21 protein-coding genes and 2 tRNA genes are annotated in these 22,860 nt (G+C 70.5%); 4 read left to right on the top strand and 19 right to left on the bottom strand.

Features of this window, described 5'->3' with window-relative positions; all coding sequences use genetic code 11:
* Positions 1 to 26 precede the first annotated feature (26 nt).
* Positions 27 to 794: an SDR family oxidoreductase gene (locus Val02_RS20220; RefSeq protein ID WP_203900694.1), complete on the top strand. Its 768-nt coding sequence runs from the start codon at positions 27 to 29 to the stop codon at positions 792 to 794.
* A 132-nt stretch (positions 795 to 926) separates the two neighbouring features.
* Here the strand turns inward: Val02_RS20220 and Val02_RS20215 are convergent, their stop codons facing one another.
* The 4 genes from Val02_RS20215 to Val02_RS20200 form a co-directional block, all read right to left on the bottom strand.
* Complete coding sequence (locus Val02_RS20215) at positions 927 to 1,622, bottom strand: hypothetical protein (protein WP_239153200.1); 696 nt, start codon at positions 1,620 to 1,622, stop codon at positions 927 to 929.
* Entirely contained in the window at positions 1,619 to 2,347 is a 729-nt protein-coding gene (locus Val02_RS20210) for an ATP-binding cassette domain-containing protein (RefSeq protein WP_239153199.1), read from the bottom strand. Before Val02_RS20210 ends, Val02_RS20215 begins: the two co-directional genes overlap by 4 nt.
* A 120-nt stretch (positions 2,348 to 2,467) precedes the next feature.
* Positions 2,468 to 3,310 (bottom strand): TrmH family RNA methyltransferase, encoded by an 843-nt coding sequence (locus tag Val02_RS20205; RefSeq protein WP_203900692.1) that lies wholly within the window; start codon positions 3,308 to 3,310, stop codon positions 2,468 to 2,470.
* On the bottom strand, positions 3,294 to 3,779 hold the full coding sequence (locus tag Val02_RS20200; protein ID WP_203900691.1) for a mycothiol transferase: 486 nt from the start codon (positions 3,777 to 3,779) through the stop codon (positions 3,294 to 3,296). The genes Val02_RS20205 and Val02_RS20200 overlap by 17 nt, the downstream gene beginning before the upstream one ends.
* Positions 3,780 to 3,806: 27 nt before the next feature.
* On the opposite strand from Val02_RS20200, the gene Val02_RS20195 reads away from it, so the two are divergent.
* A complete protein-coding gene (locus Val02_RS20195) occupies positions 3,807 to 6,905 on the top strand; it encodes an ATP-binding protein (protein ID WP_203900690.1) in 3,099 nt (1,032 codons plus the stop codon).
* Here the strand turns inward: Val02_RS20195 and Val02_RS20190 are convergent.
* Positions 6,863 to 7,642 carry an ABC transporter permease gene (locus Val02_RS20190; protein ID WP_203900689.1) on the bottom strand — a complete coding sequence of 260 codons (780 nt, stop codon included), beginning with the start codon at positions 7,640 to 7,642 and terminating at the stop codon, positions 6,863 to 6,865. The two genes, Val02_RS20195 and Val02_RS20190, sit on opposite strands and share 43 nt — an antisense overlap.
* A complete protein-coding gene (locus tag Val02_RS20185) occupies positions 7,639 to 8,622 on the bottom strand; it encodes an ATP-binding cassette domain-containing protein (protein WP_203900688.1) in 984 nt (327 codons plus the stop codon). The genes Val02_RS20190 and Val02_RS20185 overlap by 4 nt, the downstream gene beginning before the upstream one ends.
* A 155-nt stretch (positions 8,623 to 8,777) precedes the next feature.
* Between Val02_RS20185 and Val02_RS20180 the strand changes: the two genes are divergently transcribed.
* Entirely contained in the window at positions 8,778 to 9,245 is a 468-nt protein-coding gene (locus Val02_RS20180; RefSeq protein WP_203900687.1) for a DUF1707 SHOCT-like domain-containing protein, read from the top strand.
* Positions 9,246 to 9,272: 27 nt separating this feature from the next.
* Here the strand turns inward: Val02_RS20180 and Val02_RS20175 are convergent, their stop codons facing one another.
* The 8 genes from Val02_RS20175 to gyrB all read right to left on the bottom strand — a co-directional run bounded on the left by Val02_RS20175 (position 9,273) and on the right by gyrB (position 17,222).
* Entirely contained in the window at positions 9,273 to 9,689 is a 417-nt protein-coding gene (locus Val02_RS20175; RefSeq protein WP_203900686.1) for a hypothetical protein, read from the bottom strand.
* Between the two features lie 314 nt (positions 9,690 to 10,003).
* Complete coding sequence (locus tag Val02_RS20170) at positions 10,004 to 10,687, bottom strand: HAD family hydrolase (RefSeq protein ID WP_239153198.1); 684 nt, start codon at positions 10,685 to 10,687, stop codon at positions 10,004 to 10,006.
* Positions 10,688 to 10,977: 290 nt separating this feature from the next.
* Positions 10,978 to 11,053, bottom strand: a tRNA-Ala gene (locus tag Val02_RS20165).
* A gap of 56 nt (positions 11,054 to 11,109) precedes the next feature.
* On the bottom strand, positions 11,110 to 11,238 hold the full coding sequence (locus Val02_RS47470; RefSeq protein WP_239153197.1) for a DLW-39 family protein: 129 nt from the start codon (positions 11,236 to 11,238) through the stop codon (positions 11,110 to 11,112).
* 200 nt (positions 11,239 to 11,438) lie between these two features.
* A tRNA-Ile gene (locus Val02_RS20160) sits at positions 11,439 to 11,512 on the bottom strand.
* Positions 11,513 to 11,592: 80 nt separating this feature from the next.
* Positions 11,593 to 12,627, bottom strand: coding sequence for a DUF3566 domain-containing protein (locus tag Val02_RS20155; protein ID WP_203900684.1), 1,035 nt, complete (start codon positions 12,625 to 12,627; stop codon positions 11,593 to 11,595).
* 2 nt (positions 12,628 to 12,629) lie between these two features.
* The gene (gene gyrA / locus Val02_RS20150; protein WP_275415596.1) at positions 12,630 to 15,071 is read right to left on the bottom strand and encodes a DNA gyrase subunit A; all 2,442 of its coding nucleotides are present in this window, start codon (positions 15,069 to 15,071) and stop codon (positions 12,630 to 12,632) included.
* Positions 15,072 to 15,275: 204 nt separating this feature from the next.
* On the bottom strand, positions 15,276 to 17,222 hold the full coding sequence (gyrB, locus tag Val02_RS20145) for a DNA topoisomerase (ATP-hydrolyzing) subunit B (protein ID WP_275415589.1): 1,947 nt from the start codon (positions 17,220 to 17,222) through the stop codon (positions 15,276 to 15,278).
* Between the two features lie 359 nt (positions 17,223 to 17,581).
* Between gyrB and Val02_RS20140 the strand changes: the two genes are divergently transcribed.
* Complete coding sequence (locus Val02_RS20140) at positions 17,582 to 18,139, top strand: hypothetical protein (protein WP_203900885.1); 558 nt, start codon at positions 17,582 to 17,584, stop codon at positions 18,137 to 18,139.
* Here Val02_RS20140 and Val02_RS20135 read toward each other — a convergent pair.
* Genes Val02_RS20135 through dnaN form a run of 5 tightly spaced genes read right to left on the bottom strand, consistent with a single transcriptional unit; the run spans position 18,057 to position 22,321 of the window.
* Positions 18,057 to 18,587: a hypothetical protein gene (locus Val02_RS20135; RefSeq protein ID WP_203900683.1), complete on the bottom strand. Its 531-nt coding sequence runs from the start codon at positions 18,585 to 18,587 to the stop codon at positions 18,057 to 18,059. The two genes, Val02_RS20140 and Val02_RS20135, sit on opposite strands and share 83 nt — an antisense overlap.
* A 49-nt stretch (positions 18,588 to 18,636) precedes the next feature.
* Positions 18,637 to 19,173: a DciA family protein gene (locus Val02_RS20130; RefSeq protein WP_203900682.1), complete on the bottom strand. Its 537-nt coding sequence runs from the start codon at positions 19,171 to 19,173 to the stop codon at positions 18,637 to 18,639.
* A complete protein-coding gene (gene recF / locus Val02_RS20125) occupies positions 19,166 to 20,287 on the bottom strand; it encodes a DNA replication/repair protein RecF (RefSeq protein WP_203900681.1) in 1,122 nt (373 codons plus the stop codon). The genes Val02_RS20130 and recF overlap by 8 nt, the downstream gene beginning before the upstream one ends.
* Complete coding sequence (gene gnd / locus Val02_RS20120) at positions 20,287 to 21,162, bottom strand: phosphogluconate dehydrogenase (NAD(+)-dependent, decarboxylating) (protein ID WP_203900680.1); 876 nt, start codon at positions 21,160 to 21,162, stop codon at positions 20,287 to 20,289. The genes recF and gnd overlap by 1 nt, the downstream gene beginning before the upstream one ends.
* Positions 21,163 to 21,190: 28 nt before the next feature.
* Positions 21,191 to 22,321, bottom strand: a complete 1,131-nt coding sequence (gene dnaN / locus Val02_RS20115) for a DNA polymerase III subunit beta (RefSeq protein WP_203900679.1) — start codon at positions 22,319 to 22,321, stop codon at positions 21,191 to 21,193.
* Between the last annotated feature and the right edge of the window lie 539 nt (positions 22,322 to 22,860).

Here is a 22,860-nt window from a genome sequence, read left to right as displayed (position 1 = left end):
CGCACCCGGCGTACCGTCCAGACGTTATGCGGATTCTGGTTACTGGCGGCACGGGCGTGGTCGGGCGGCACGTGGTGCTGACGGCGCTCGCGCGCGGACACGAGGTTGTTGCGGCGTCGCGCGGCGGCGGTTCGCCGGACCCGCGGGCGACCGGTCGGCGGGTGGATCTCGGCACCGGTGACGGCCTGGCCGCGGCGCTCGACGGCGTGGACACCGTCATCGACTGCGCACACGTGCAGACGACGAACGCCGCGAAGGCGGTGCGCTGGTTCACCGAGGCGACGACCCGGCTGACGAACGCGGCGAAAGCGGCCGGGGTGCGGCACCTGGTGGTGCTCAGCATCGTGGGCATCGACCGCATCCCGCTTGGCTACTACAAGGGGAAGCTGGCGCAGGAGAAGGTCGCCCTGGAGGGGCCGGTGCCGGCGACGGTGGTGCGCGCGACGCAGTTCCACGAGTTCGCCGGGCAGATGCTGGACCGGATGAGGCTCGGCCCCGTCCACCTCATGCCGGCAATGCGCGTCCAGCCGATCGCCGCCGCCGAGGTCGCCACGGCCCTGGTCGACCTCGCCGAGGGCCCGGCGACGGGCCGCGCCGACGACATCGGCGGCCCGTCGGAGGAGTACCTCCCGGACCTGGCCCGCGCGGTCCTGAAGAAGCGCGGCGGCAGAGGCCTCCTGATCCCGCTGCCGATCCCCGGGGCGGCCGGTCGCGCCGGCCGCGCGGGCGCCGGCCTCGTCCCCGACCCGTCCGGTCAGCGCGGCCCGAGCTTCGCCGACTGGCTCGCGCACTGACCACGCGCCGGGTGGGGGCTGCACGCGGACCCGGCAGCGGAGTGGTCGGTCACGCCGCAGGCGGATCGACCCGGAGCGGTGCGCGCGGGAGCGGGCGGTCGTGCGCACGGCGGACGCGCGACATGACGCTTGTCAGTCGTTGCGGCGGCGGAGCATGACGTAACCGACCAGGACGAGCACCGCCCACACCAGGGCCTGCGCGGTGTAGCCGAGCATCGACCCGACGGCGAGCCCGTCGACGGTGCTGCGGCTGGTCGGGATGAGCGGCGGCGCCAGCCACGCCACCGGCGAGTCCCGCACGCCGAACGCGAACCCGACCACCGCGCCACCGGCCAGCACCGCGACGCCGCGCGCCGCCGTCCCGACGGCCGCCCGGCTGGCCAGCGCACCGAGCGCCAGGGCCGGCGGGAGCAGCAGCAGGTTGGCCCAGACGCCGGCGATGACCCCGTCGGCGAGCGGCGGGTCGCCGGCCTCACGCGGCCCGGTGATGCCGCCGATCATCCACGGCACGACCAGCGTCAGCAGCACGAGCACCACACCGGTGGCGAGCGCGGCGAGGATGCCGGCGACGATCTCGCTGCGCAGCCCGCCGATCGCCACGACGGTCAGCCGCCGCTGCACGTCGGGCTCGACGTCGAGGAGGATCTTGGTCTGCCAGGCGAGGATCGGGAAGAGGATCGCGGCGGAGAAGCCGTACGCCTCGCCGGGCTGGGCCGGGCCGCCGCCGTAGATCACGCCGAGCATCACCAGCACACCGAGGAACGGCGCCATCGCCCGGCCGGTGCGCACGAACGAGAAGAGGCGCATCCGCGCCAGCGAAACGATCACGAGGAACCCTCGGAGCGCGCCATGTCGTGCCAGGACTCCAGGTCCTCGCGGTCGGCGGCCCGCACGCGGTTGACGTGGTGCCCGCCCTCCCGCAGGTCGGCGACGGTCTTCGCCACCTCGTCGGCCTTGACGACCAGTTCGACGACGCACTTGGCCTCGTCGTCGGTGCCCTCGTCGACGAGTTCGCCGTTGACCAGCTCCCACACCCGGATGCCGGGCAGCTCGGCGGTCTGGCCGAAGTGGTCGCTGACCAGAACGCGCCGGCCGGCCGCCAGGATCTCGGCGATGATCAGCGGCACCTCGTCGCGGGTGCGCGCGTCCAGCCCCTCCCAGGGCTCGTCGAGGATGAGCAGCTCCGGCTCGATGAGCATGGCCTGGATGAGGCCCACCTTCTGCGCCGAACCCTTGGACAGCTCCGGCAGGAGCGTGTCGAGCAGCGGCGTCAGGCGCAGCCGGTCGGAGAGTTCGGCGATGCGCGGCGCGGGGTCGGCGAGCCCCTGCACCTTGGCCATGAAGGTGAGATACCGCCGCGCGGTGAACGGCTGGTCGGCGGGGAAGCGTTCGGGGACGAAGCCGACCCGCGCCGGCCGGCCGGTGACCAGCCCGTGCGTGGGGCGCAGCAGCCCGGCGGCGAGGTTGAGGAGCGTGGACTTTCCGGCGCCGTTGGGGCCGACGATCGTCGCGGCCTCGCCCGGATTGAGCTGTGCGGTTACTCCACGTAGCACCCACGGCCCTCGCCGTCGGTAGCGTAGCCAGACATCCGCCAACCGCACCGTTCGATCCAAGCGACCTTGTCATCGATCGCGCAAGCCCTTACGGACAGTTTCCCGAAGACCTTGAATTGTTCACGCTCCGAGATGACCACTCCGTTGCCGGACGGTTTCGTACAGCACGACCGTAGCCGCGGTGGCTGCGTTGAGTGACGATGCCGTTCCGGTGATGGGGATGCGGAGCATCCGGTCGCAGGCCTGTCGCCAGGCGCTGCTGAGGCCGTGCGTCTCGTTACCGACGGCGATGATCGTGGGGCCGGTGAGGTCGTGCGCGAACACGTCGGCGTCGCCGTGCTCGTCGGTGCCCACGATCTGCGGGCGGTCCTTGAGTGCGAGAGCCCATTCGATCACCTCGCGGTGGCTGCTCACCCGCACGACCGGCAGGCCGAACAGCGACCCCGTCGAGGCCCGCACCGCCTTCGGGTCGTACGGGTCGGCGGCGTGCCCCGTGATGATCACGCCCGACGCCCCGAACGCGTCGGCCGAGCGCACGAGCGTTCCCACGTTCCCCGGAGTGGTGGGTCGGTCGAAGACGACGACCAGGAGGCCCGGTCCCACCGGGATCCGCTCGAACCTGTCCTCCGGAAGCGCCACGACCGCGAGCAGCTCGGGCGCCTCCTCGTCCTTGCCGCCCAGCTCGCGCATCAGCTCGGGCGCGAGGGCGGCCCGGCCGGCGGGCAGGCCGTCGACGAGTTCGCTCGCCCAGCGGGACAGGCCGCGGCCGTCGCTGCCGTCGCTGTGCAGCAGGTGCCGCACGGTCCAGCCGCGTTCGACGGCGAGGCTGATCGGGCGCACGCCCTGCACCAGGAACTCCCCCGCCCGCTGGCGCTTGGTGCGGTTGGTCAGCAGTGCCTGCCACTGCTGGAACTGCGCGTTGCGGGTGGTGATGCGCAGTGTCGGCCTAGTCGCCCCGGGCACCGTCGATCCTCTCCCTGATCAGGGCGGCGTGGCCGTTGTGGCCGGCGTACTCCTGGATGACCTTGTGCAGGTACCAGCGCAGTGAGTAGCGGCCGATCTTCACGTCCAGGTCGGTCACCGCGGCGAGGAGCGCGTCCGCGTCGGCGCGTTCGTCGTGCCAGCGCTTCAGCGAGTCGGCGACCATGCCGGCGTTCAGGCCGACGATGTCGCCGTCCGGTTCTTCTTCCGTGCAGTACACGAGGCGCAACTCACCGCCCCGCAGCGGGCGCACGATGTAGACCCGTTCCATCTCGGTCAGGTGCCGGACGAGGCCGAGCAGCGACAGGTCCGACGGCGCGACGCTGGTCGCCACCAGCTGCTCGTCGGTGAGGCCGGCGCACTTGGCCGTGATCGCGTCGCGGTGGTACCGCAGCCAGTCGCGCAGCAGGGCCAGCTCGTCGCCGTCCTCGGGTTCCGGGATCGACTCCATCGCCACATTCTTAACTACTGTGGGCGGGTGGCCCCCGACCTCCTCGTGCTGTCGCGGGTCTCCTACCGCGGCCGGGAGATCAGCGGCCCGCTGCTGCGCACCCTGCTGGCGCTGCTCGCGGCCGACCTGCACACCGGCTGCACCGCGTCGCGGCTGGTCGAGGCGTTGTGGCCGGACGAGCGGCCGGAGCATCCGCGGAAGGCGTTGCAGATTCTCGTCTCCCGGCTGCGCGCGCGGCTCGGTGCCGAGGTGATCGCGCGGACCCCGGCCGGGTACCGCCTGACGCTGCCTCCGGAGCAGGTCGACGCCGCGGCGCTCGCGCGGCACGCCGCCGCAAGTGCCCGCCACGCCGCGGCCGGCGATCAGGTCGCCTCCCTCGATGCCGCCGAGGCCGGTCTTCTGCTGTGGAACGGCGTATCGCCCGGCCACATCCCGCCCGACGCCCGGCACGACCTGGAACGGATCTTCGCCGGCCTGGTCCGGAGTCGCGCACTGGCCCTGGCCCGGTCGGGCCGCGCGGCGGATGCCCTCGATCCGCTGATCGCGCTCGCTGAAGCGCCCCGCGCCGGCGACGTGGTCCACGGCCCCGCCGAATCCGCGCCCACCGCCGACGAGGAGATCCTGCTCGAACTGCTCCGCGCGGAAGCCGCGGTGACCGGTCCCGCCGCGGCGCTGGCCCGCTACGACGCCTACCGGCGCGCGCTACGCGCGGAGACCGGCACCGAACCGGGCCCCCGCCTGCGCGCCCTGTACCGGACCCTGCTCGACGACCAGGCGCCCCGGATCAGGCACCACGTCGCCGACGAACCCAACCCGCTGCTCGGCCGCGACCACGACCTCGCCGCCCTGGTGGAGCTGGTCGGCACCGCACGGGTCACCTCCGTCGTCGGACCGGGCGGGCTCGGCAAGACGCGACTGGCCCACGCCGTCGGTCGCCGGGCACCGCAGCGCGTCGTGCATTTCGTCCCGCTGGCCGGCGTCGCAAGCCCCGACGACGTGCTCGACGCGGTCGCATCCGCGCTCGGCGGCGGCGAGTCCCCGCTCTGGGCCCGTCGACGCGACCTGGCGGCCGTGCTCGGTTCGGGGCCGACGCTGCTCATCCTCGACAACTGCGAGCACGTGCTCGACGCCGTCGCCGACCTGGTGCACGCGCTCCTGCCGGGCGCACCGCAGTTGCGGGTCCTGGTGACGAGCCGGGCACCGCTCCGGCTGTCCGCCGAGTCCGTCTACCACCTGGCCGAACTGGATCCCGGCACCGCGGTCGAACTGTTCGGCATGCGCGCCCGCGCCGCCCGCCCCGGCGTGGAACTGCCGGCGGAGACCGTGCGGGAGCTGTGCGGCCGGCTCGACGGCCTCCCCCTCGCGATCGAACTGGCAGCCGCGCGCGTCCGCGTCATGTCGGTCGTCGAGATCGTGCGGCGGCTGGACGACCGGTTCGCGCTGCTGCGGGGCGGTCCCCGGGACGCGCCGCAGCGGCACCGCACACTGCACGCGGTGGTCGACTGGAGCTGGGCCCTGCTCGCACCGGCCGAACGCGCGGCCATGCGCACGCTGTCGATCTTCCCGGCCGGCTTCACCGCCGACATGGCACCGGTCTCCTACGACGTGCTCGAACGGCTCGTCGACCAGTCCATGCTGAAGGTCACCGACACCCCGCTCGGGGCGCGTTTCACCATGCTGGAGACCGTCCGGGAGTTCGCCGCGGCCCATCGGGACGGCTCCGGGGCGGAGCTTCTGCGGGGCTGGGCGCGCGGGTTCGGCACGACGTTTCACGGGGAACTCTTCGGCCCGCGGGCGTTCGCCGTGGCCGCTCGGGTGCGCGCCGAACAGGACAACCTGGTGCAGGCGCTGCGCCACGCGCTCGCACGCGACGACGGTGCCACGACGGCCGCCGTCACTGCGGTGCTCGCGGGCTTGTGGATCACCGACGCCGCGTACACCCGCGTGATCACGCTCCGTGCCGAGACCGAACGCCTGCTCTCCCACTACCGGCCCGCGCCGGAGTACGTCGACGCGGCACGTGCGGCGGCGGCGCTGTGCGCGATCACCACGTTCATGTTGTACGGGGCGCGGGCGACGCGGAGCCTGGTGGTGCTGCGCCGCTTGCCGCCGGCGCGGCCGGACTCGCCGCTCGGTGCGCTGGCGGCGCTCATGCGCGCGCTGCCCGGGCTGGACGCCGCCGGCCTCGACGCGCTCTGCGACAGCGATGCGCCGCTGCTGGCCGGCCTCGCGAACGGCCTCACCACCTACACCCGCGTGGCGAACGACGACTGGCCCGGCGCGCTCGCCGCCGCCCGCCGGATGCTGGCGGCGTTCGCCGACGGGCCGGGCCCCTGGGTGCGCATCCTCGCGCACTCGCGGATGGCCGAACTGTCCATGCAGCTCGACCGGGGCGCCGAGGCGAAGGAGCACCTCCTGGCGGCGCTGCGGGCGATGGGCGAGGGCCCGGACGCCAACCAGCTCCGCTGGAACCTGGTGCTCGCCTGCATCCACCTGGGGCAGGGCGACGAAGCGGAGTACTGGCTCCGCACCGCCGAACGGGAGGCCGCCGATCCGGCCCACGGCCTGCGCGCGTTCGAGCACGGCATCCGCGCCGAACTGCACCTGTTCCGCGGCGAGGTCGAGGAGGGGCTCCGGTGGTGGCGGCGCGCGCTCGCGGACGTGCTCGCCGCGGGCCCGGCCGGCGTCGCGCCGTGGGGGCTGGAGGTGCTGGCCGCCGCCGTGGTGGCGCACGGCCGGCACGATCGCCTCGACGCCGTCCGGGACGTCGCAGCCCTGCTGCCGCGCCTGCTGCGCACGCTTCTCGCGCAGCCGCCCGGCGGGCCGTCGCCGACGCTCACGGAGTTCCCCCTGATCGGGACCGTGCTCGTGGCGCTGGCGTACGCGGAGGCCGACCCCGGCGGGCGCGCGCGGCTGCTCGCGATGGCCGAGCGCCTCCGCTACCAGCGCAGCTTCGTCTCCCCGGCCGCCGTCCGGCGCGCGGTCGCGAAGGCCGACGGTCCGACCCACGCCGACGCGGCGTCGCGGTACTCGGCCCTTGATCACCGCGACCTCCGCGCCGCCGTCTCATTTCTGGTCGAACGTCATGAGCGCTCGCGATTGAACGATCGCCTCGCCCAGGCGTAGCCGAGTGCCGAGAGGGCCAGGCACCAGGCGACCGCGCCGGCGCCGTGGTGTCCGATCGCGGTGCCGAGCAGCAGCCCGCGCAGCGTCTCCATGATCGGCGTGAACGGCTGGTACTCCGCGAACCACCGCAACGCCGTCGGCATCGACCCGGTCGGCACGAACCCGCTGCCCAGGAACGGCAGGAAGACCAGCGGCAGCGGCAGGTTGCTGGCGCCCTCGACGGTCTTGGAGACCAGCCCCATCGCCACCGACAACCACGTCATCGCGAACGCCGTCAGCGCCACCAGTCCCGTGGCGGCCAGCCACTCCCACACCGACGCCCCCGACCGGAACCCGATCAGCACGGCCACCGCGACCACCGCCACGACGATCAGCATGGTCTGCAGAACGGCCCCGACCACGTGACCGGTCAGGATGGCCGGCCGGAAGATCGCCATGGTGCGGAACCGCGCGATGATGCCCTGCGTCAGGTCGGTCGCGACGGCGATGGCGGTGCCCTGCGCGCCGCTGGCCACGGTCATCAGCACGATGCCGGGCAGCACGTACCGCAGGTATCCGGCCCGGCCGGCGTCGCCCAGTCCGGCGCCCAGCGTCTCCCCGAACACGTACACGAACAGCAGCAGGAACACGATCGGAACGGCCAGCAGCATCACCGTGAGCGACGGGTAGCGCCGGAGCCGCTTGAGATTGCGGCCGAGCATGGTGAGGCAGTCAGCGATCGCGTAGCTCGCACTCATCGCGCACCTTCCTTCTCGGTGTGGCCCGGCGCGTTCTCGGTGTGGCCCGGCGCGTTCTCGGGACGGCCGGTCAGCGCCAGGAACACGTCGTCGAGGTCCGGCGTGTGCACGGCAAGCTCCTCGACCTCCAGCGAGGCGTCCGCCAGCCGGTCCAGCAACGCCCGCAGCTCACGCACCCCACCCCCGCCCGGCACCTGCAGGGTGAGCGCCTCGTCGTCGCGGCTCCCGTCCGGAAAGACCCGCGTCGCCAGGTCCAACTCCTCGACATCCGGGAACCGCAGGCGGACGTGACCGCCCGGCACCAGCCGCTTCAACTGTTCCGACGTGCCCTCGGCGACCAGCCGCCCCCGGTCCAGCAGCGCGATCCGGTCGGCGAGCCGGTCCGCCTCCTCCAGGTACTGCGTGGTGAGGAAGATCGTCACGCCGTCCCGGACGAGTTCGCGGATCATTTGCCACATGGTGCGGCGGCTGCGCGGGTCGAGGCCGGTCGTCGGCTCGTCGAGAAAGATCACCTGCGGGCTGCCGACCAGCGTCATGGCCAGGTCCAGCCGCCGGCGCATGCCCCCGGAGTAGGCCGCGACGATCCGGTCGGCCGCGTCGACCAGGTCGAAGCGTTCGAGCAGCTCCGCCTCGCGGCACCGCCGGGCCGGCGCGCTCAGGTGGTGCAGGCGGCCCATCATGCGCAGGTTCTCCCGGCCGGTGAGCAGCTGGTCGACCGCCGAGTACTGGCCCGTCACGCCGATGGCGGCGCGCACCCGGTCCGGTTCCCGCGAAAGATCGTGACCCGCGACCCGGACCTCGCCGGCGTCGGCCGAGATGAGCGTGGCGAGGATGTGGACGGTCGTCGTCTTGCCCGCGCCGTTGGGGCCCAGCAGCGCGAAAATCGTGCCGGCCGGCACCTCGATGTCGAGGCCGTCGAGCACCACACTGTCCCCGTAGGACTTGTGGAGGCCGATGGCCGAGATAGCTGTCGTTGGCATGGGTAGGAGGCTGAACGCCCCCGGTATTGCGGCGGTTTCACCGCGGTTTCACGGGCGGCGGGCTCTGATGACGTCGCGGCCTCTTTTGGGGAGGTTGCGGTTGCCGGACTGTGACAGCGTTGTTGACACATCGCACCACGACGGGGAGGTGGACCATGGGCGGAGGGCTTCAACAGCAGCGCGTCGGGCACGCTCAGCGCGCCGCCGTTCTCGAACTGCTCAACCGTGCGCTGGAGGAGGGTTACCTCGAGCTGCACGAGTACGAGAACCGCATGCCGCAGGTGACCCAGGCCAAGACGGTGCACGCCCTCTACGCGCAGGTCGCCGACCTGCCGCCGCAGTTCCGCTGGGACCCGCGCCACCTGCCGCCGGCCGGTGCCGAGGGACGCCGGCGGGAACGCGCCAGCAACGAGGCGCTGACCAGCGTCATCCTCGGCGCGATCGCCATCCCGTCCGCGCTGTGCGTCGGGGCCGGCGGCATTCTGGGGATCGTCGGTGCGGTGTTCGGGGTCCGGGCGCTGCGCGACGGCGCCAACCCGCCGCAGGCGATCGCGGGAATCGGCCTCGGGCTGGTGGGCATCGCGCTCTCGCTGCTCGTCCTCGTGATCACCCTCTTCGGCTGACCACTCCGTCTCCCGCACTCCACCGGCTCACCACCGTCGACGGAACTCCGCGTCATCGGCGTCGACCACCGGATCCTCGACGTCGGCGACGAGGAACACCAGGAACACACTGTCCTCTGTGGACCCGTCGAGCAGTTCGCGCCAGGTCCACAGGTTGGGGTGCGACTTGTGGGTGGCGCCCTCGGCCGGCGCCAACAGCTCGACCGCCTTTTCGAAGGCCGCCCGGTCCAGCCGCACAACGGCGGTCGTGTCCACATAGCCGGCCACGGTCGCCAGCACCACGGCCGGCAGCCCGCGAACGACCCCCGGCGGGTTGACGTGGCCGAACGTCAGACGGTCGCCGTCGCGGCGCGCCACCCCACAGGCGGCCGGTGGCCGATAGCCCGGGATCCGGGCGGCGAACCGTTCACGGGCGTTGGTCAGGTCCTCTTCGGTGGTCCACACGTGTCCCTTCCTACTCCTCTCACCGGCACTTTCGTCGATACCGTTTCGCGTGAAACAACGCCGGGGTCTGTGGATAACTCAGGCCTATCCTGTGGATAACCACGTCTCGCCTGTGTTCGACGGTGTGGACAGCCTGTGCATAACTGTGCGTCTCCGAGACCTCGCGCTGCGCTATCTCGCCGCGTCCCAGTTATCGTCCGCCGATGGGCCTGCATCTGATGGGTGCACGAGAGATCGCGCTCCGCCAGCCCGACGGCGCAGTAACGATCCCGGGCCGAGGTTCAGGCGCCGGGCGTTCGTTTCTGGGAAAGGAACTAAAGCTCGGCTTCGGACAGCTCCTCGGCGATCTCAGCCATGCTCGACACGACCGCATCGGCCTCGGCGAGCCGCGCATCCTTGCCGGGCTTGTTCGCGTATCCGACGACCGGCACGCCAGCCGCCCGCGCCGCCTGGATGTCGCTCACCGAGTCGCCGATCATCAGACAGTCGCTCTCCTGCGCACCGAGCGACTTCATCGCGACGAGCAACACCACCGGATCAGGCTTCATCTTCGCCGGATCGTCGGCGGGCCGCCCGACCACCGAAAACACGCACCTGGTCAGCCGGCGCTCGACCAGATACTCCCGCACCGCCTCACCGGAGTTGTTCGACACGATGGCAACCCGACGCCCCGTCTGATGGGCCGTCACGATGGCTTCCCGAGCGAACGGCGTAGGCGAAGCACTCCGCACCGCCGCCACCTCGGCGGCTCGGAACACCTCGTCCACCTTGCGCATCACCCCGGGCCGGTTGAGCGTCGCGGAGTACCGCAGCACCTCCAACGGATCCGGCTCGTCCAGCAGCTCGGCCGGCAAACTCATGCCTTGGTCCACGAGCGCGCGCCGCAGCTCGGCCGCGATGGTGTCAGCGGGGTACCCCGCGAAGACGGAACAAACCGGTCCGTCAAAGTCGAGAAGCAGGACCCGGGCGCGCTTCACGATCGAGGCGAGCCGGCTCACGTCGCATACTCGCGGGCGATGGTGTCTGCTCGGCGCTCGGCGCAAACGGGAACAGGATCGAGTCCTTGCCCATCGCATCGTAGGGCGTCATCGACTTCCCCTCGACGGTCACCATATGCTCGACCACCGGGTAGCTGAAGCGGTCCAGCTGCAGGGGATCGTCGGTGGCGCGCTGGCTGCCGCTCGGGTCCGTCGGGACGGGCGGACGGCCTCATGATCCGCTCTGCCTTGTACCGCCGTTGCAAACGACGATCTTGGGGAGTGCTGAACCGCAGCTCGGAGGGTGTTATTGGTGGAAGCAAGGGGACTCGAACCCCTAACCCCTGCCTTGCAAAGGCAGTGCTCTGCCAGTTGAGCTATGCCCCCGGAGGTGCCCGCGTTCATCCATCATGGCGCGGGCCGAGCGGTACCGGCGAACGAATTTACCGGAGGTCCGGCGCCGTCGTCGCCTCGTGCCAGAGCGCGCGCTCCTCGTTGGCGGCCCGCACCTTCCGCGCCACCACGACCGCGACGCCGAGCAGACCCGCTACGACGAGCAGCTTCTTGACCATCGAAATGTCTCCTCGCGGAGTAGCTGATGAACCGGCGAATACGAAGCCCGAGCCTACACAACCACGCGATTCCCGGTGTTGACTGCCCGCAGATCCTACCCCCGCGCTCCAGCGGCGGCAGTGCGTGGGCCGCACCGGCAGGCGTTCCCGAAAAACAAATCGGTGGCCCCGGACGGATCCGGAACCACCGAAGGAAACTGTGGGGCTAGCTGGAATCGAACCAGCGACCTCAGAGTTATCAGCTCTGCGCTCTAACCGACTGAGCTATAGCCCCGCCCGCCGTGACGTACCGGCGCGACGAGCAAGGTTACCGCATGGGGGATGCACGCCCCAAACCGGTATCCCCGTTGCTGCTCAGTCCTTTTCGGCCAGGGTCAGCTCGATGCCACCGACCAGGTCGGCACACACGTTGTAGATGAACGCCCCCAGCGTCGCCAGCGCCGTGAAGAGCACGACGTTGACCGCGCCGATCAGCGCCGACCCGCCGACGACGCCCTTGGCGGTGATCCGGAAGCTGTTGTCGGCGTTGCCGCCGGTGCTGCCGATCATCTCCGCCAAGGCCTGGTTGACCTGGTCGAACACGCCCATCGCGTCGAGCGCGAGGTACAGCACCGACGTCGCCACGACGGCGACGAAGAACAGCACCAGCGACACCGCGAACGAGAACTTCATCGTCGACCACGGGTCGATCCGCTTGATGTGCAGGCGCGCGCGACGCGGCCCACGGCCCGCGGCGGACGAGACGGTGGCCCGGGCCGCCCGCACGGCCTCGGTGACCCGCGCCGAACCCGGGATCGCCCCGGTCGGACCGTCGACCGGCCCCTGCACGGTGCCCGTCGCCGACGACGAACTGACGCTCGCCGCCCCGCGCGCGGCCGGCCGGCCCAGGCGTGCGATAGCCGCGAACGTCCCCGTCGTGCTCAGCCCGTCCTGCCCGCCCCGCCCGGCGGACGGCCCGCCGGCGTGCGGCTGCCCGGAAGGCGGCGTGCTCGGCAGGTCCGTCGGCTTGGCGAGGTCGGGCGGAGTGATACCAGGCGCCCGCTGGAACTTCGGTGCCGAGCCGGTCGTCTCACCGGAATCGGACTGCGAAGACGGCGAGTGCGCGGGCGGCGGGTTGTAGCCACCCGCACCCGAGCCCGAACCGGGAACGGTGACCCGACCGACCACGGCACGCCCGGTGGCGGCGCCCGGGGCGGCACGACCGGCGGCCGCACCGCTGACCGGCGCCGCGGACGGCGGACGGGCACTGCCACGGGCCGAACCGTCGGAGCCGGCCGGACGCGGCGGGCCGGAAGCCGGCGCGGAGGGATCCGAATCGGCTCCCTGCGGGTTGGCCGATCCGGCCGCTTCCGCCGCACGGGCGTTCGCGGACGCCTGAGTTTCCGTCATTACTAGTCCTGTTCGTCCGGCTCGTCGGCGTTGCGGGCTATCGCAATCAGGGTCACACCCGCGGGCAAGTCCATGAGCTTGACCCCCATTGTGTTCCGATCCCGGGTCCTGCGTACAGGCTTGACCGGGGTCCGGATCACGCCACCGTTCGACGTGATCGCAAACAGTTCATCATCCGGGTTGATCACCACGGCGCCGACCAGTCCCCCTCGGCGGGACGTGATTTTAGCGGTAAGGACACCCTTGCCGCCGCGCCCCTGCACCGGGTACTCCTCGATCGGCGTGCGCTTCGCGAACCCGCCGTCGGTAGCCACCAGCACATCCATACCTTCGCGGACAACCTCCATGGAGAGCAATTCGTCTCCGTCGGTGAACCGCATGCCGATCACGCCAGACGTCGCTCGTCCCATCGGACGCATGACGTCGTCGTTGGCATTGAATCGGATTGCTTGTGCCTTCTTGCTCACCAGCAACAGGTCTTCCTCCGGGCCACACAGGGCGGCCCCGACCAGTTCGTCGTCCTCGCGCAGGTTGATCGCGATTATGCCGCCCGAGCGGTTGGAGTCGAACTCCTCCAGCCGGGTCTTCTTCACGAGGCCGTTCTTGGTGGCCAGCACGAGGTAGGGAGAAACCTGGTAGTCCGGGATCTGGATCACCTGGGCGATCTGCTCCTCCGGCTGGAACGCCAGAAGGTTCGCCACGTGCTGTCCCTTCGCCACGCGGTTGGCCTCGGGAAGTTCGTAGGCCTTGGCGCGGTATACCCGACCCTTGTTCGTGAAAAACAGCATCCAGTCGTGCGTCGATGTGACGAAGAAGTGACTGACGATGTCGTCCTGGCGCAGCGACGCGCCCGAGACGCCCTTGCCGCCCCGTTTCTGGGACCGGTAGAGGTCGACCTTGGTGCGCTTGGCGTATCCGGTGCGCGTGATCGTGACGACCACGTCCTCCCGGGCGACGAGGTCCTCCATGGAGACCTCGCCGTCGAACGGGATGATCTGGGTGCGGCGGTCGTCGCCCCACTTCTCGACGATGGCGGCCAATTCGTCGGAGACGATCTTCCGCTGGCGTTCCGGCTTGGCGAGGATGTCCTGCAGATCGGCGATCTCGATCTCGATCTTCGCCAACTCGTCGATGATCTTCTGGCGTTCCATCGCGGCGAGCCGGCGCAGCTGCATGTCCAGGATGGCCGTCGCCTGGATCTCGTCGATGTCCAGCAGCTGCATCAGGCCGGTGCGCGACTCCTCGGCCGTCATCGAACGCCGGATCAACGCGATGACCTCGTCCAGCGCGTCGAGCGCCTTCACGAGGCCGCGCAGGATGTGCGCCCGTTCCTCCGCCTTGCGCAGGCGGTAGCGGGTGCGCCGGACGATCACGTCGATCTGGTGCGCGACGTAGTGCCGGATGAACTGCGCGAGGTTGAGCGTGCGCGGCACCCCGTCGACCAGCGCCAGCATGTTGGCGCCGAACGTCTCCTGCAACTGCGTGTGCTTGTACAGGTTGTTCAGCACGACCTTCGCGACCGCGTCGCGCTTCAGCACGATCACGATCCGCATGCCGGTGCGGCCGGAGGACTCGTCGCGGATGTCGGCGATGCCGGCGAGCTTTCCGTCCTTGACGAGCTCGGCGATCCGTTCCGCCAGATTGTCGGGGTTGACCTGGTACGGCAGCTCGGAGACGACGAGCGTGGCGCGGCCCCGCTTGTCCTCCTCCACGTCGACGACGGCCCGCATCCGGATCGAACCGCGACCGGTGCGGTAGGCGTCCTGGATGGCCTGGGTCCCGACGATCAGGCCGTGGGTCGGAAAGTCCGGGCCCTTCACCAGCTTGATCAGCTCGTCGAGGGTGGTCGCCTCGTCGGCCTCCGGGTTGTCCAGGCACCACTGGACGGCCTGGGCCACCTCGCGCAGGTTGTGCGGCGGGATCTTGGTGGCCATGCCGACGGCGATGCCCTCGGAGCCGTTGACCAGCAGGTTGGGGATGCGCGACGGCAGGATGGTGGGCTCCTGGGCCCGGCCGTCGTAGTTGGGCTGGAAGTCGACGGTGTCCTCGTCGATGTCCCGCAGCATCTCCATGGCCAGCGGGTCGAGCCGGCACTCGGTGTAGCGCATGGCGGCGGCGGGGTCGTTACCCGGCGAGCCGAAGTTGCCGTTGCCGTCGATCAGCGGGTAGCGCAGCGACCAGGTCTGCGCCATGCGCACCAGCGCGTCGTAGATCGCCGAGTCGCCGTGCGGGTGGAACTGGCCCATCACGTCGCCGACGACCCGGGAGCACTTCACGTAACCGCGGTCCGGCCGGTAGCCGGAGTCGTACATCGCGTACAGGATCTTGCGGTGCACCGGCTTGAGGCCGTCCCGCACGTCCGGCAGTGCCCGGCCGACGATCACGCTCATCGCGTAGTCGAGGTACGAGCGCTGCATCTCGACCTCGATGCCGACGGGTTCGATGCGGCCGTTAGTGCCGTCGCCGGCGAGGCCCGGCGCACCGGCCGGGCCGGGTGCCTCGCCCGCGCCGGCGCCTACCGGCCCGCTCGTGGGGTCGCCAGCGGAGGAGGCCTCGTTGTCGTCGGGCAGCGCACCATCGGGTTGCGTCACGAAAGTTCCTTACTAGATCAGTCGGTCGGGCCGCACGGGGTGGGTGGTCCACGGACCTCAGATGTCGAGGAAGCGCACGTCCTTGGCGTTGCGCTGGATGAACGACCGGCGGGCTTCGACGTCCTCACCCATCAGGACGCTGAAGAGCTCGTCGGCGGTTGCAGCATCATCGAGAGTGACCTGCTTGAGGGTGCGGGTCTCCGGGTTCATCGTGGTCTCCCACAGCTCGGGGTAGTTCATCTCACCGAGGCCCTTGAACCGCTGGATGTCGTCCGGCTTGGCGTTGGCCTTCTTGGCCTGGCGCAGCTGGATCAGGCCGTCCCGCTCGCGGTCGGAGTAGGCGTACTGGGAGTCGTCGCCCTTCTTGTTCCACTTGATCTTGTAGAGCGGCGGCGCGGCGAGGTAGACGTGCCCCAGCTCGACCAGCGGCCGCATGAAGCGGAACAGCAGGGTCAGCAGCAGCGTGCAGATGTGCTGTCCGTCGACGTCGGCGTCCGCCATCAGGATGATCTTGTGGTACCGCAGCTTCTCGATGTCGAACTCGTCGTGGATGCCGGTGCCCAGCGCGGTGATCAGCGCCTGGACCTCGTTGTTCTTCAGCACGCGGTCGATGCGTGCCTTCTCCACGTTGAGGATCTTGCCCCGGATCGGGAGGATCGCCTGGACCTTCGGGTCCCGCCCCTGCTTGGCCGAACCGCCGGCCGAGTCGCCCTCGACGATGAACAGCTCGCAGGAGCGCGGGTCGGTCGACTGGCAGTCGGCCAGCTTGCCCGGCATCGAACCGGACTCCAGCAGCGACTTGCGCCGGGCCAGCTTGCGCGCCTGCTGGGCGGCGATCCGCGCACGCGACGCCTGCGACGCCTTGGTGATGATGATCTTCGCCTCGGCCGGGTTGCGCTCCAGCCAGTCCGTCAGCCACTCGTTGCAGGTCTTCTGTACGAAGCTCTTCATCTCGGTGTTGCCGAGCTTGGTCTTCGTCTGCCCCTCGAACTGCGGCTCCGCGATCTTCACGGAGATGATGCAGGCGAGCCCCTCGCGGATGTCCTCGCCGGTCAGCTTCTCGTCGCCCTTGAGGATCTTCTTGTCCGCGCCGTACTTGTTGATGACCGTGGTCAGCGCCGCGCGGAAGCCCTCCTCGTGGGTGCCGCCCTCGTGCGTGTTGATCAGGTTGGCGAACGTGTACACGCTCTCGCCGTAGGACTCGTTCCACTGCATGGCGACCTCGACGGCCATGCCCTCGACCTCGGCGCCGAACTCCACGACGGACTTGTGCACCGGCGTCTTGGACTGGTTGAGGTGGCGCACGAAGTCGGCGATGCCGCCCGCGTAGTAGAAGGTGACCTCGCGCTTCTCCTCGGCGGCCTCCGGCCGCTCGTCCCGGAGCGTGATCGTGAGTCCGCGGCAGAGGAACGCCGTCTCCTGCAGCCGCCGGTAGATGGTCTCGTAGTTGTAGACGGTGGTCTCGAAGATCTTGCCGTCCGGCCAGAACGTCACCGAGGTGCCGGTGCCCTCGGCGGCCTCGCCCTTCTCGAGCTTGGCGGCGGGCTTGCTGTCGACGAACGACTGCCGGTGCACGTGCCCCGCCTTGCGCACCTCGATGTCGACCCGGGTCGACAGCGCATTGACGACCGAGACGCCCACGCCGTGCAGGCCGCCGGAGACGGCGTAGTTCTTCCCCTCGAACTTTCCGCCGGAGTGCAGCTGGGTCAGCGCCATCTCGACACCGGTCAGCTTCGTCTTCGTGTTGACGTCGATCGGGATGCCGCGGCCGTTGTCGACCACGCGGATCGCGTTGTCCGGAAGGATCGTCACGTGGATCGTGTCGCAGAAGCCGGCGAGGGCCTCGTCCACGGAGTTGTCCACAACCTCCCACACCAGGTGGTGCAGGCCACGTTCGCCGGTCGAACCGATGTACATGCCGGGGCGCTTACGCACCGCCTCCAGACCCTCGAGGGTCGTCATCGTGTTGGCGGTGTAATCGTCCGCTTGCTTCGGCGCTGTCACACTCGGTCGCTTTCTCGCCCGCGACGTACCGCGGACGGGGTAGGGCGCGTCGTCACGCACAGCACACGGCGGCCCTCGGGAGCGGATCCCCCGGGGTACCGGTGGCTGATGACGCACACGCGTTGCTGAAGTGCTGCTCCGATTCTACTGTGCCGGACCGACAGAATGTGCCTCGCGGGCACCTGTGGCGCTCACAGCGGCCCGAAAGCCCCCCGGCGCGACTCCCCCCACGCGACCGGACCTCACCGGAACGCACCCGGAAACTGGACCGCCCGTAAGGCCGGACCGCACGCTCTCGCCAAAACGGCGCATTTAGCGTAGATTCCCGCGCGCAACATCGCTCGGTGTGGGAGGAATCGATGGGCCTGGACAACGTGGCGGTGCAATGGCCGCGTACCGGCCGTTTCTACGATCCGGTCGCTCCGGCCGAGTTCGTCGACTTCGCCGAGCTGGCCGACCGCAGCCCCACCATGCCGGGGCCGGCCGCCGCCCTCGCCGACCACGTCGCCAAGACCGGCACGATCCGCGCCACCGGTTACAGCGAGTTGGTGGATCTTCTGCTCGGACTGAGCGGTGTGCTCTACGCCACGGACGCCAGCGCCGAGGACGAGGACCCGGTGATAGACCCGGACGGCTGTGCGTGGGTCGCCGGCGGCGTCGAGCGGTTCATCAAGGGCCACCGTGATCACGGTGACGAGGTCACCTTCGAGTCCGTCGGGGCCGTTCTCCGTAAAGCACTCGAGGGAACGCGTTTGGCGGAGCAACAACTGCGCTGGCTGGAAAACCGGCTCGACGCGTTGCGGGACGAGAGCGGCGAGCCGCCGCAGTGGTCGTTCACATTGACGGAGCTGACCGTGCTGGCCGCGTTCTACCGGCGCTGCGCGGATCGTGGCTTCGCCGTCTACGCGGACTTCTGAGCGCGGCCGCCGCCAGGACGTTCGACAGGAGAAACCCGGCGAGGGCGAGCAGCGACTCGTCGGATATCCGCCACCACGGCAACACCGGTTCGCGCGACAGCGCGGTCGTGCCACCGCACGGCAACGCCTCCAACTCGCCACCGATCTCCGTCAGGTACAGCCGGTACCGGTACCCCTCCCGCAGCGCGAACCCGCAGACCGGATCCGGCCCGGCGGTGTTCATCCGGAGCGTTCCCCCGGCGTAGGCCTTGAGCGCGCCCTCGACCCGCACCGTCGCGACCCAGCCGTCGCGGAACCACCCCGGACGGTCGAGATCGGTGACCACGCCCTCGACGATCACGTCGGCGAGGCGCTCCTTCTCCTCCGCGGTCAGGCTCGGGCAGGGCGAACAGGCCGCCGCCGGCGTGCCGGTCGTCGCGATGAGCCCCACGACCGCCGCCGCCACCATCCACCGACGCATACGACTCGGACGCGGCCGGGGCGCGAACGGATCCCGCTCAGCCGTAGGTGTCGCGCGGCCCGCGTCCCCGGACCCGCCGCGGCCCCCGCCCCCAGGACGGCGCGGCCGGGCCGTGGATGTGTAGCTTCTTCACGACGCCGTGCCCGATCGCGCCACCGATCTGGGCCAACAGCCGGCCGGCCAGCAGCCGCAGCTGGGTCGCCCACGCGGTCGACTCCGCCTCGACGGTCAGCTCGCCGTTCTCCAGCTTCACCGGGCGGCAGTGCGCGGCCACGTCCTCGCCGACCACGCGCGACCACTCCCCGAACACCGTCGCCTCGGCCGCGGGCCGCTGCCAGCCGCGGTTCTTCACCAGTTTGGCCAGCACGGAGCCGAGCAGCTGCGGATCCCGCGGGTCCGGCCCGGGACCCGAGTAACCGCGCAGCCGACGCCCCGACCCCGAACCACCGCCGACGGCCCGCTTCGGCGGCGGCAGCTTCCGTTTGGCCAGCGCGGCCTCCAGCGCGGCGCGCGCCAGCTCCGGCCCGCGCGGCCCCTCGGCCGGTTTCTCCGCGGGCTTGTCCGACTCAGCCATGCTCCACCTCGCCCTCCCGAACGGCATACCGCGCACCACGCAGCCGTGCCGGCACATCGGCGTCCACCGCGCAGGTCACCAGCACCTGCTCGGCCCCGCCCACGAGATCGGCGAGGCGTTCCCTGCGTCCAGCATCGAGCTCGGCGAAGACATCGTCCAGCACCAGCACCGGCTCGATCCCCTCCGCGCGCAGCAGCTCGTACGCCGCCAGCTTCATCGCCAGCGCGAACGACCACGACTCCCCGTGGCTCGCGTAGCCCTTCACCGGCATCTCGCCGAGCAGCAACGACAGGTCGTCGCGGTGCGGGCCGGCGAGGGTCACGCCGCGTTCGACCTCCTGCGGGCGGCCGTTCTTGAGCGCCTCCGCGAGAACCTTCTCCAGCTCCTGAGGCGCGGTCTCGGTCGTCTCGTTCCGCGAGTGGTACCGCACCCGCGCGGTGCCCTTGCCGGCGGCCACGGCGTCGTAGGCGCGTTCGACGTGCGGCGCGAGTGCGGCGGTCAGCTCGAGGCGGGCCGCCCACAGCCGCGAACCGTGTTCGGCCAGGTGCGCGTCCCACACGTCCAATGTGGACAGATCACCGCCGGAGCCCTTCACGCGCCGGGTCAGGTACGCCGTGCGCAGCAACGCGTTGCGCTGTTTGAGCACCCGTTCGTAGTCCGAACGCACGGCCGCGAAGCGCGGCTGCCGCGCCACCAGCAGATCGTCCAGGAACCGGCGCCGTCCCTCGGGTTCGCCGCGCACCAGGGACAGGTCCTCCGGCGCGAAGAGCACCAGCCGCAGCGCGCCCAGGATGTCCCGCGGCCGGGTGGTGGGAGCCCGACCGAGCCGGGCCTTGTTGGCCTTGCCCGGCTCGATCTGCAGCTCCACCAGGAGTTCGCGGCCCTCGTGGACGACGGCGCAGCGCACCACCGCGCGCTGCGCCCCGATCCTGACCAGTGGCGCGTCCGTCGAGACCCGGTGCGACGAGAGGGTCGCGACGTATCCGAGGGCCTCGACGAGGTTTGTCTTGCCCACGCCGTTGGACCCGACGAACACTCCCGGGCCCGGCTCGAACTCGACCACCACCCTGGGGTAGCTGCGGAAGTCGACGAGTTCGAGCCGGCGTACGTACATCAGCCCTTCTTGACCGCGTGCCCGCCGAACTGGTTGCGCAGCGCCGCGACGGCCTTCATCGCCGGCGAGTCGTCCTGGCGGGACTCGAACCGTGCGAACAGCGAGGCCGAGATGACGTGCAGCGGAACGGCCAGCCGGATCGCCTCGTCGACGGTCCAGCGGCCCTCGCCGGTGTCCTCGGCGTAGCCCTTGATGCCGGCGAGCGTGGGGTCCTCGTCCAGCGCCCGGTCGAGCAGGTCGAGCAGCCACGACTTGACGACGCTGCCCTCGCGCCACGACTTGAAGACGGCCGGCACGTCCTCCACCATCTCGGCCGCCTGCAGCAGCTCGAACCCCTCGGCGTAGGCGTGCATCAGGCCGTACTCGATGCCGTTGTGGACCATCTTGGCGTAGTGGCCGGCGCCGTGCTTCCCGGCGTGCGCGAAGCCGAACTCCCCGGCCGGCTTCAGCGCCTCGAACAGCGGCATGCACTTGTCGACGTCGGCCTTCTCGCCGCCGACCATGAGGGCATAGCCGTTCTGCTTGCCCCAGACGCCGCCGGAAACCCCGACGTCGAGGTAGCCGATCCCGCGCGCGCCCAGCCGCTCGGCCCTCGGCTGGTCGTCGCTGAACCGGGAGTTGCCGCCGTCGATGACGATGTCGCCCTCGGACAGCAGCGCCGCGACCTCGTCGATGGTGCTCTCGGTGACGTGTGCGGGCACCATCACCCACACCACCCTGGGGCTTTCGGTGAGCTTTTCGACCAGCTCCGAAAGGCTGGACACGTCGGAAACCTCAGGGTGGTGGTCGTAGCCGACCACCTCGTGCCCGGCGGCGCGGAGGCGGTCACGCATGTTGCCGCCCATCCGACCGAGTCCTACGAGTCCGAGTTGCATTGTGGACAGTCCTTCCCTGGCGGGTATGTCAGCCGCCGATGCGTACCGGCATGATCAAGTACCGGTAGCTCGACGTGATCTGTCCATCTTCCCCGGCAGGCGCGATGATCGCGGGTTTCTTGGGCTCCGTGAAGGACAACACAGCGACCGGCCCGTCGAGTGCGGCCAGGCCGTCCAGCAGGTATTGGTGATTGAACGCGATCGTCATCGGCTCGCCGGTGTACTCGCAGTCCATCGCCTCGCTGGCGCGCGCGTCCTCGGTGCCGCCCGCCTCGACGACCAGCCCGTCCTCGCCGAACGACAGCCGCACCGGCGTGGCCCGCTCGGCGACCAGGGCGACCCGCTTGACCACCTCGGCGAGGGCCGACACCGGCACCCGCGCCTGGGCGTTGTGCGTGTCCGGCAGCAGCGCCCGCACCTTCGGGAACTCCCCGTCCAGCAGCCGCGACGTGGTGCGCCGCGCGCCGGCGGAGAACCCGATCATGCCCTCGCCGACGCCGCCCCGGGACAGTGCCACGGTGACCGAGCCGCCCAGCGGGCCGAGCGCCTTCGCGGTGTCGTTGAGGGTGCGCGCCGGAACGAGCGCGGCCGCGCTGACCTCGCCGCCCTCCGGCCGCCACTCCAGCTCCCGGATCGCCAGCCGGTACCGGTCGGTGGCGAGCATCGTGAGGGTCTTGCCCTCCAGCTCCAGCCGAACGCCGGTCAGCACCGGCAGCGTGTCGTCCCGACCGGCGGCGAGGGCCACCTGGGCGACGGCCGCCGCGAACGGCCCGGCCTCGACGGTGCCCGCGGTCGCCGGCATGTCCGGCAGCGTCGGGTAGTCCTCGACCGGCATCGTCGGCAGCGTGAACCGCGCGCTGCCGCAGGTGAGCTCCACGTGCGACCCCACGGCGGCCAGCTCGACCGGAAGGGCCCGCAGCGACTTGGTGATCTCGGCGAGCAGCCGACCGGACACCAGTGCCGCACCGTCGGCGTCGGCCTGGACGTCGACCCCGACCTGGCTGGAGACCTCGTAGTCGAAGCCGGACACCTGGAGGCGGCCGTCGGAGACGCGCAGCATGACGCCGGCCAGAACGGGCACCGACGGGCGGGAGGGCAGGCTCTTGGCGGTCCACGCGACGGCATCGGCCAACGCGTCGCGCTCGACTCGGAACTTCATCGCGGGTCCTCCGCGTCAGAGGTGTGCTGGGGATCGGGACTGGGCAACGGTAGGTCCTCCGTCGCATCGGGACCAGAGCCCCGGCGACGGGTGGGCACAGTCGGCCCTTGGAAGTTGCCCCTCGCACCTTAAGGCGTCCGGCCCGGGCGTGTGCACCGGACCCCGGCTTTTTCGAGAAAGAACTTTATCCACGCCCTGGTGATTTTCTTTTTTCTCTATTGAAGATCTAACAGTCGTAATAGTCGGTCCTGTGGAAACTGTGGAAAACCCCTGTTGATGCAGCTCAGCAGCAATTCGTGCCAGTGGACGAACGGTGGATGGACACGTGTCGAAACCCGGTTGCCATCCACATGTGGACGGGCTGTGGATGACGGTGCACAGGTCATCCACCGGTTTTCCACATGTTTTCCCCCGTGTCCACACCGGTTATCCACCGGCTGCGAGCAACCCGCCGTTCACGCGTCGTACGCGTGAGGGTCACTGCACGGGTACGTCCACAGAGTTATCCCCAGAAGTTATCCACAGGGTGTGAGTAGGGA

This window comes from Virgisporangium aliadipatigenens, from assembly GCF_016863615.1.
Taxonomy (GTDB): domain Bacteria; phylum Actinomycetota; class Actinomycetes; order Mycobacteriales; family Micromonosporaceae; genus Virgisporangium; species Virgisporangium aliadipatigenens.
The sequence above is the reverse complement of the archived record's forward strand: the minus strand, read 5'-3'. Positions and strand labels throughout refer to the sequence as shown.

What these genes read in the sequence shown, in the direction of transcription:
- Val02_RS20220 (WP_203900694.1), top strand. Translation starts at nt 27, where the DNA reads ATGCGGATTCTGGTTACTGGCGGCACGGGCGTGGTCGGGCGGCACGTG.
- Val02_RS20200 (WP_203900691.1), bottom strand. Translation starts at nt 3,779, where the DNA reads ATGGAGTCGATCCCGGAACCCGAGGACGGCGACGAGCTGGCCCTGCTG.
- Val02_RS20190 (WP_203900689.1), bottom strand. Translation starts at nt 7,642, where the DNA reads ATGAGTGCGAGCTACGCGATCGCTGACTGCCTCACCATGCTCGGCCGC.
- Val02_RS20185 (WP_203900688.1), bottom strand. Translation starts at nt 8,622, where the DNA reads ATGCCAACGACAGCTATCTCGGCCATCGGCCTCCACAAGTCCTACGGG.
- Val02_RS20180 (WP_203900687.1), top strand. Translation starts at nt 8,778, where the DNA reads ATGGGCGGAGGGCTTCAACAGCAGCGCGTCGGGCACGCTCAGCGCGCC.
- Val02_RS47470 (WP_239153197.1), bottom strand. Translation starts at nt 11,238, where the DNA reads ATGGTCAAGAAGCTGCTCGTCGTAGCGGGTCTGCTCGGCGTCGCGGTC.
- Val02_RS20155 (WP_203900684.1), bottom strand. Translation starts at nt 12,627, where the DNA reads ATGACGGAAACTCAGGCGTCCGCGAACGCCCGTGCGGCGGAAGCGGCC.
- Val02_RS20140 (WP_203900885.1), top strand. Translation starts at nt 17,582, where the DNA reads ATGGGCCTGGACAACGTGGCGGTGCAATGGCCGCGTACCGGCCGTTTC.
- Val02_RS20135 (WP_203900683.1), bottom strand. Translation starts at nt 18,587, where the DNA reads ATGGTGGCGGCGGCGGTCGTGGGGCTCATCGCGACGACCGGCACGCCG.
- Val02_RS20130 (WP_203900682.1), bottom strand. Translation starts at nt 19,173, where the DNA reads ATGGCTGAGTCGGACAAGCCCGCGGAGAAACCGGCCGAGGGGCCGCGC.
- recF (WP_203900681.1), bottom strand. Translation starts at nt 20,287, where the DNA reads ATGTACGTACGCCGGCTCGAACTCGTCGACTTCCGCAGCTACCCCAGG.
- gnd (WP_203900680.1), bottom strand. Translation starts at nt 21,162, where the DNA reads ATGCAACTCGGACTCGTAGGACTCGGTCGGATGGGCGGCAACATGCGT.
- dnaN (WP_203900679.1), bottom strand. Translation starts at nt 22,321, where the DNA reads ATGAAGTTCCGAGTCGAGCGCGACGCGTTGGCCGATGCCGTCGCGTGG.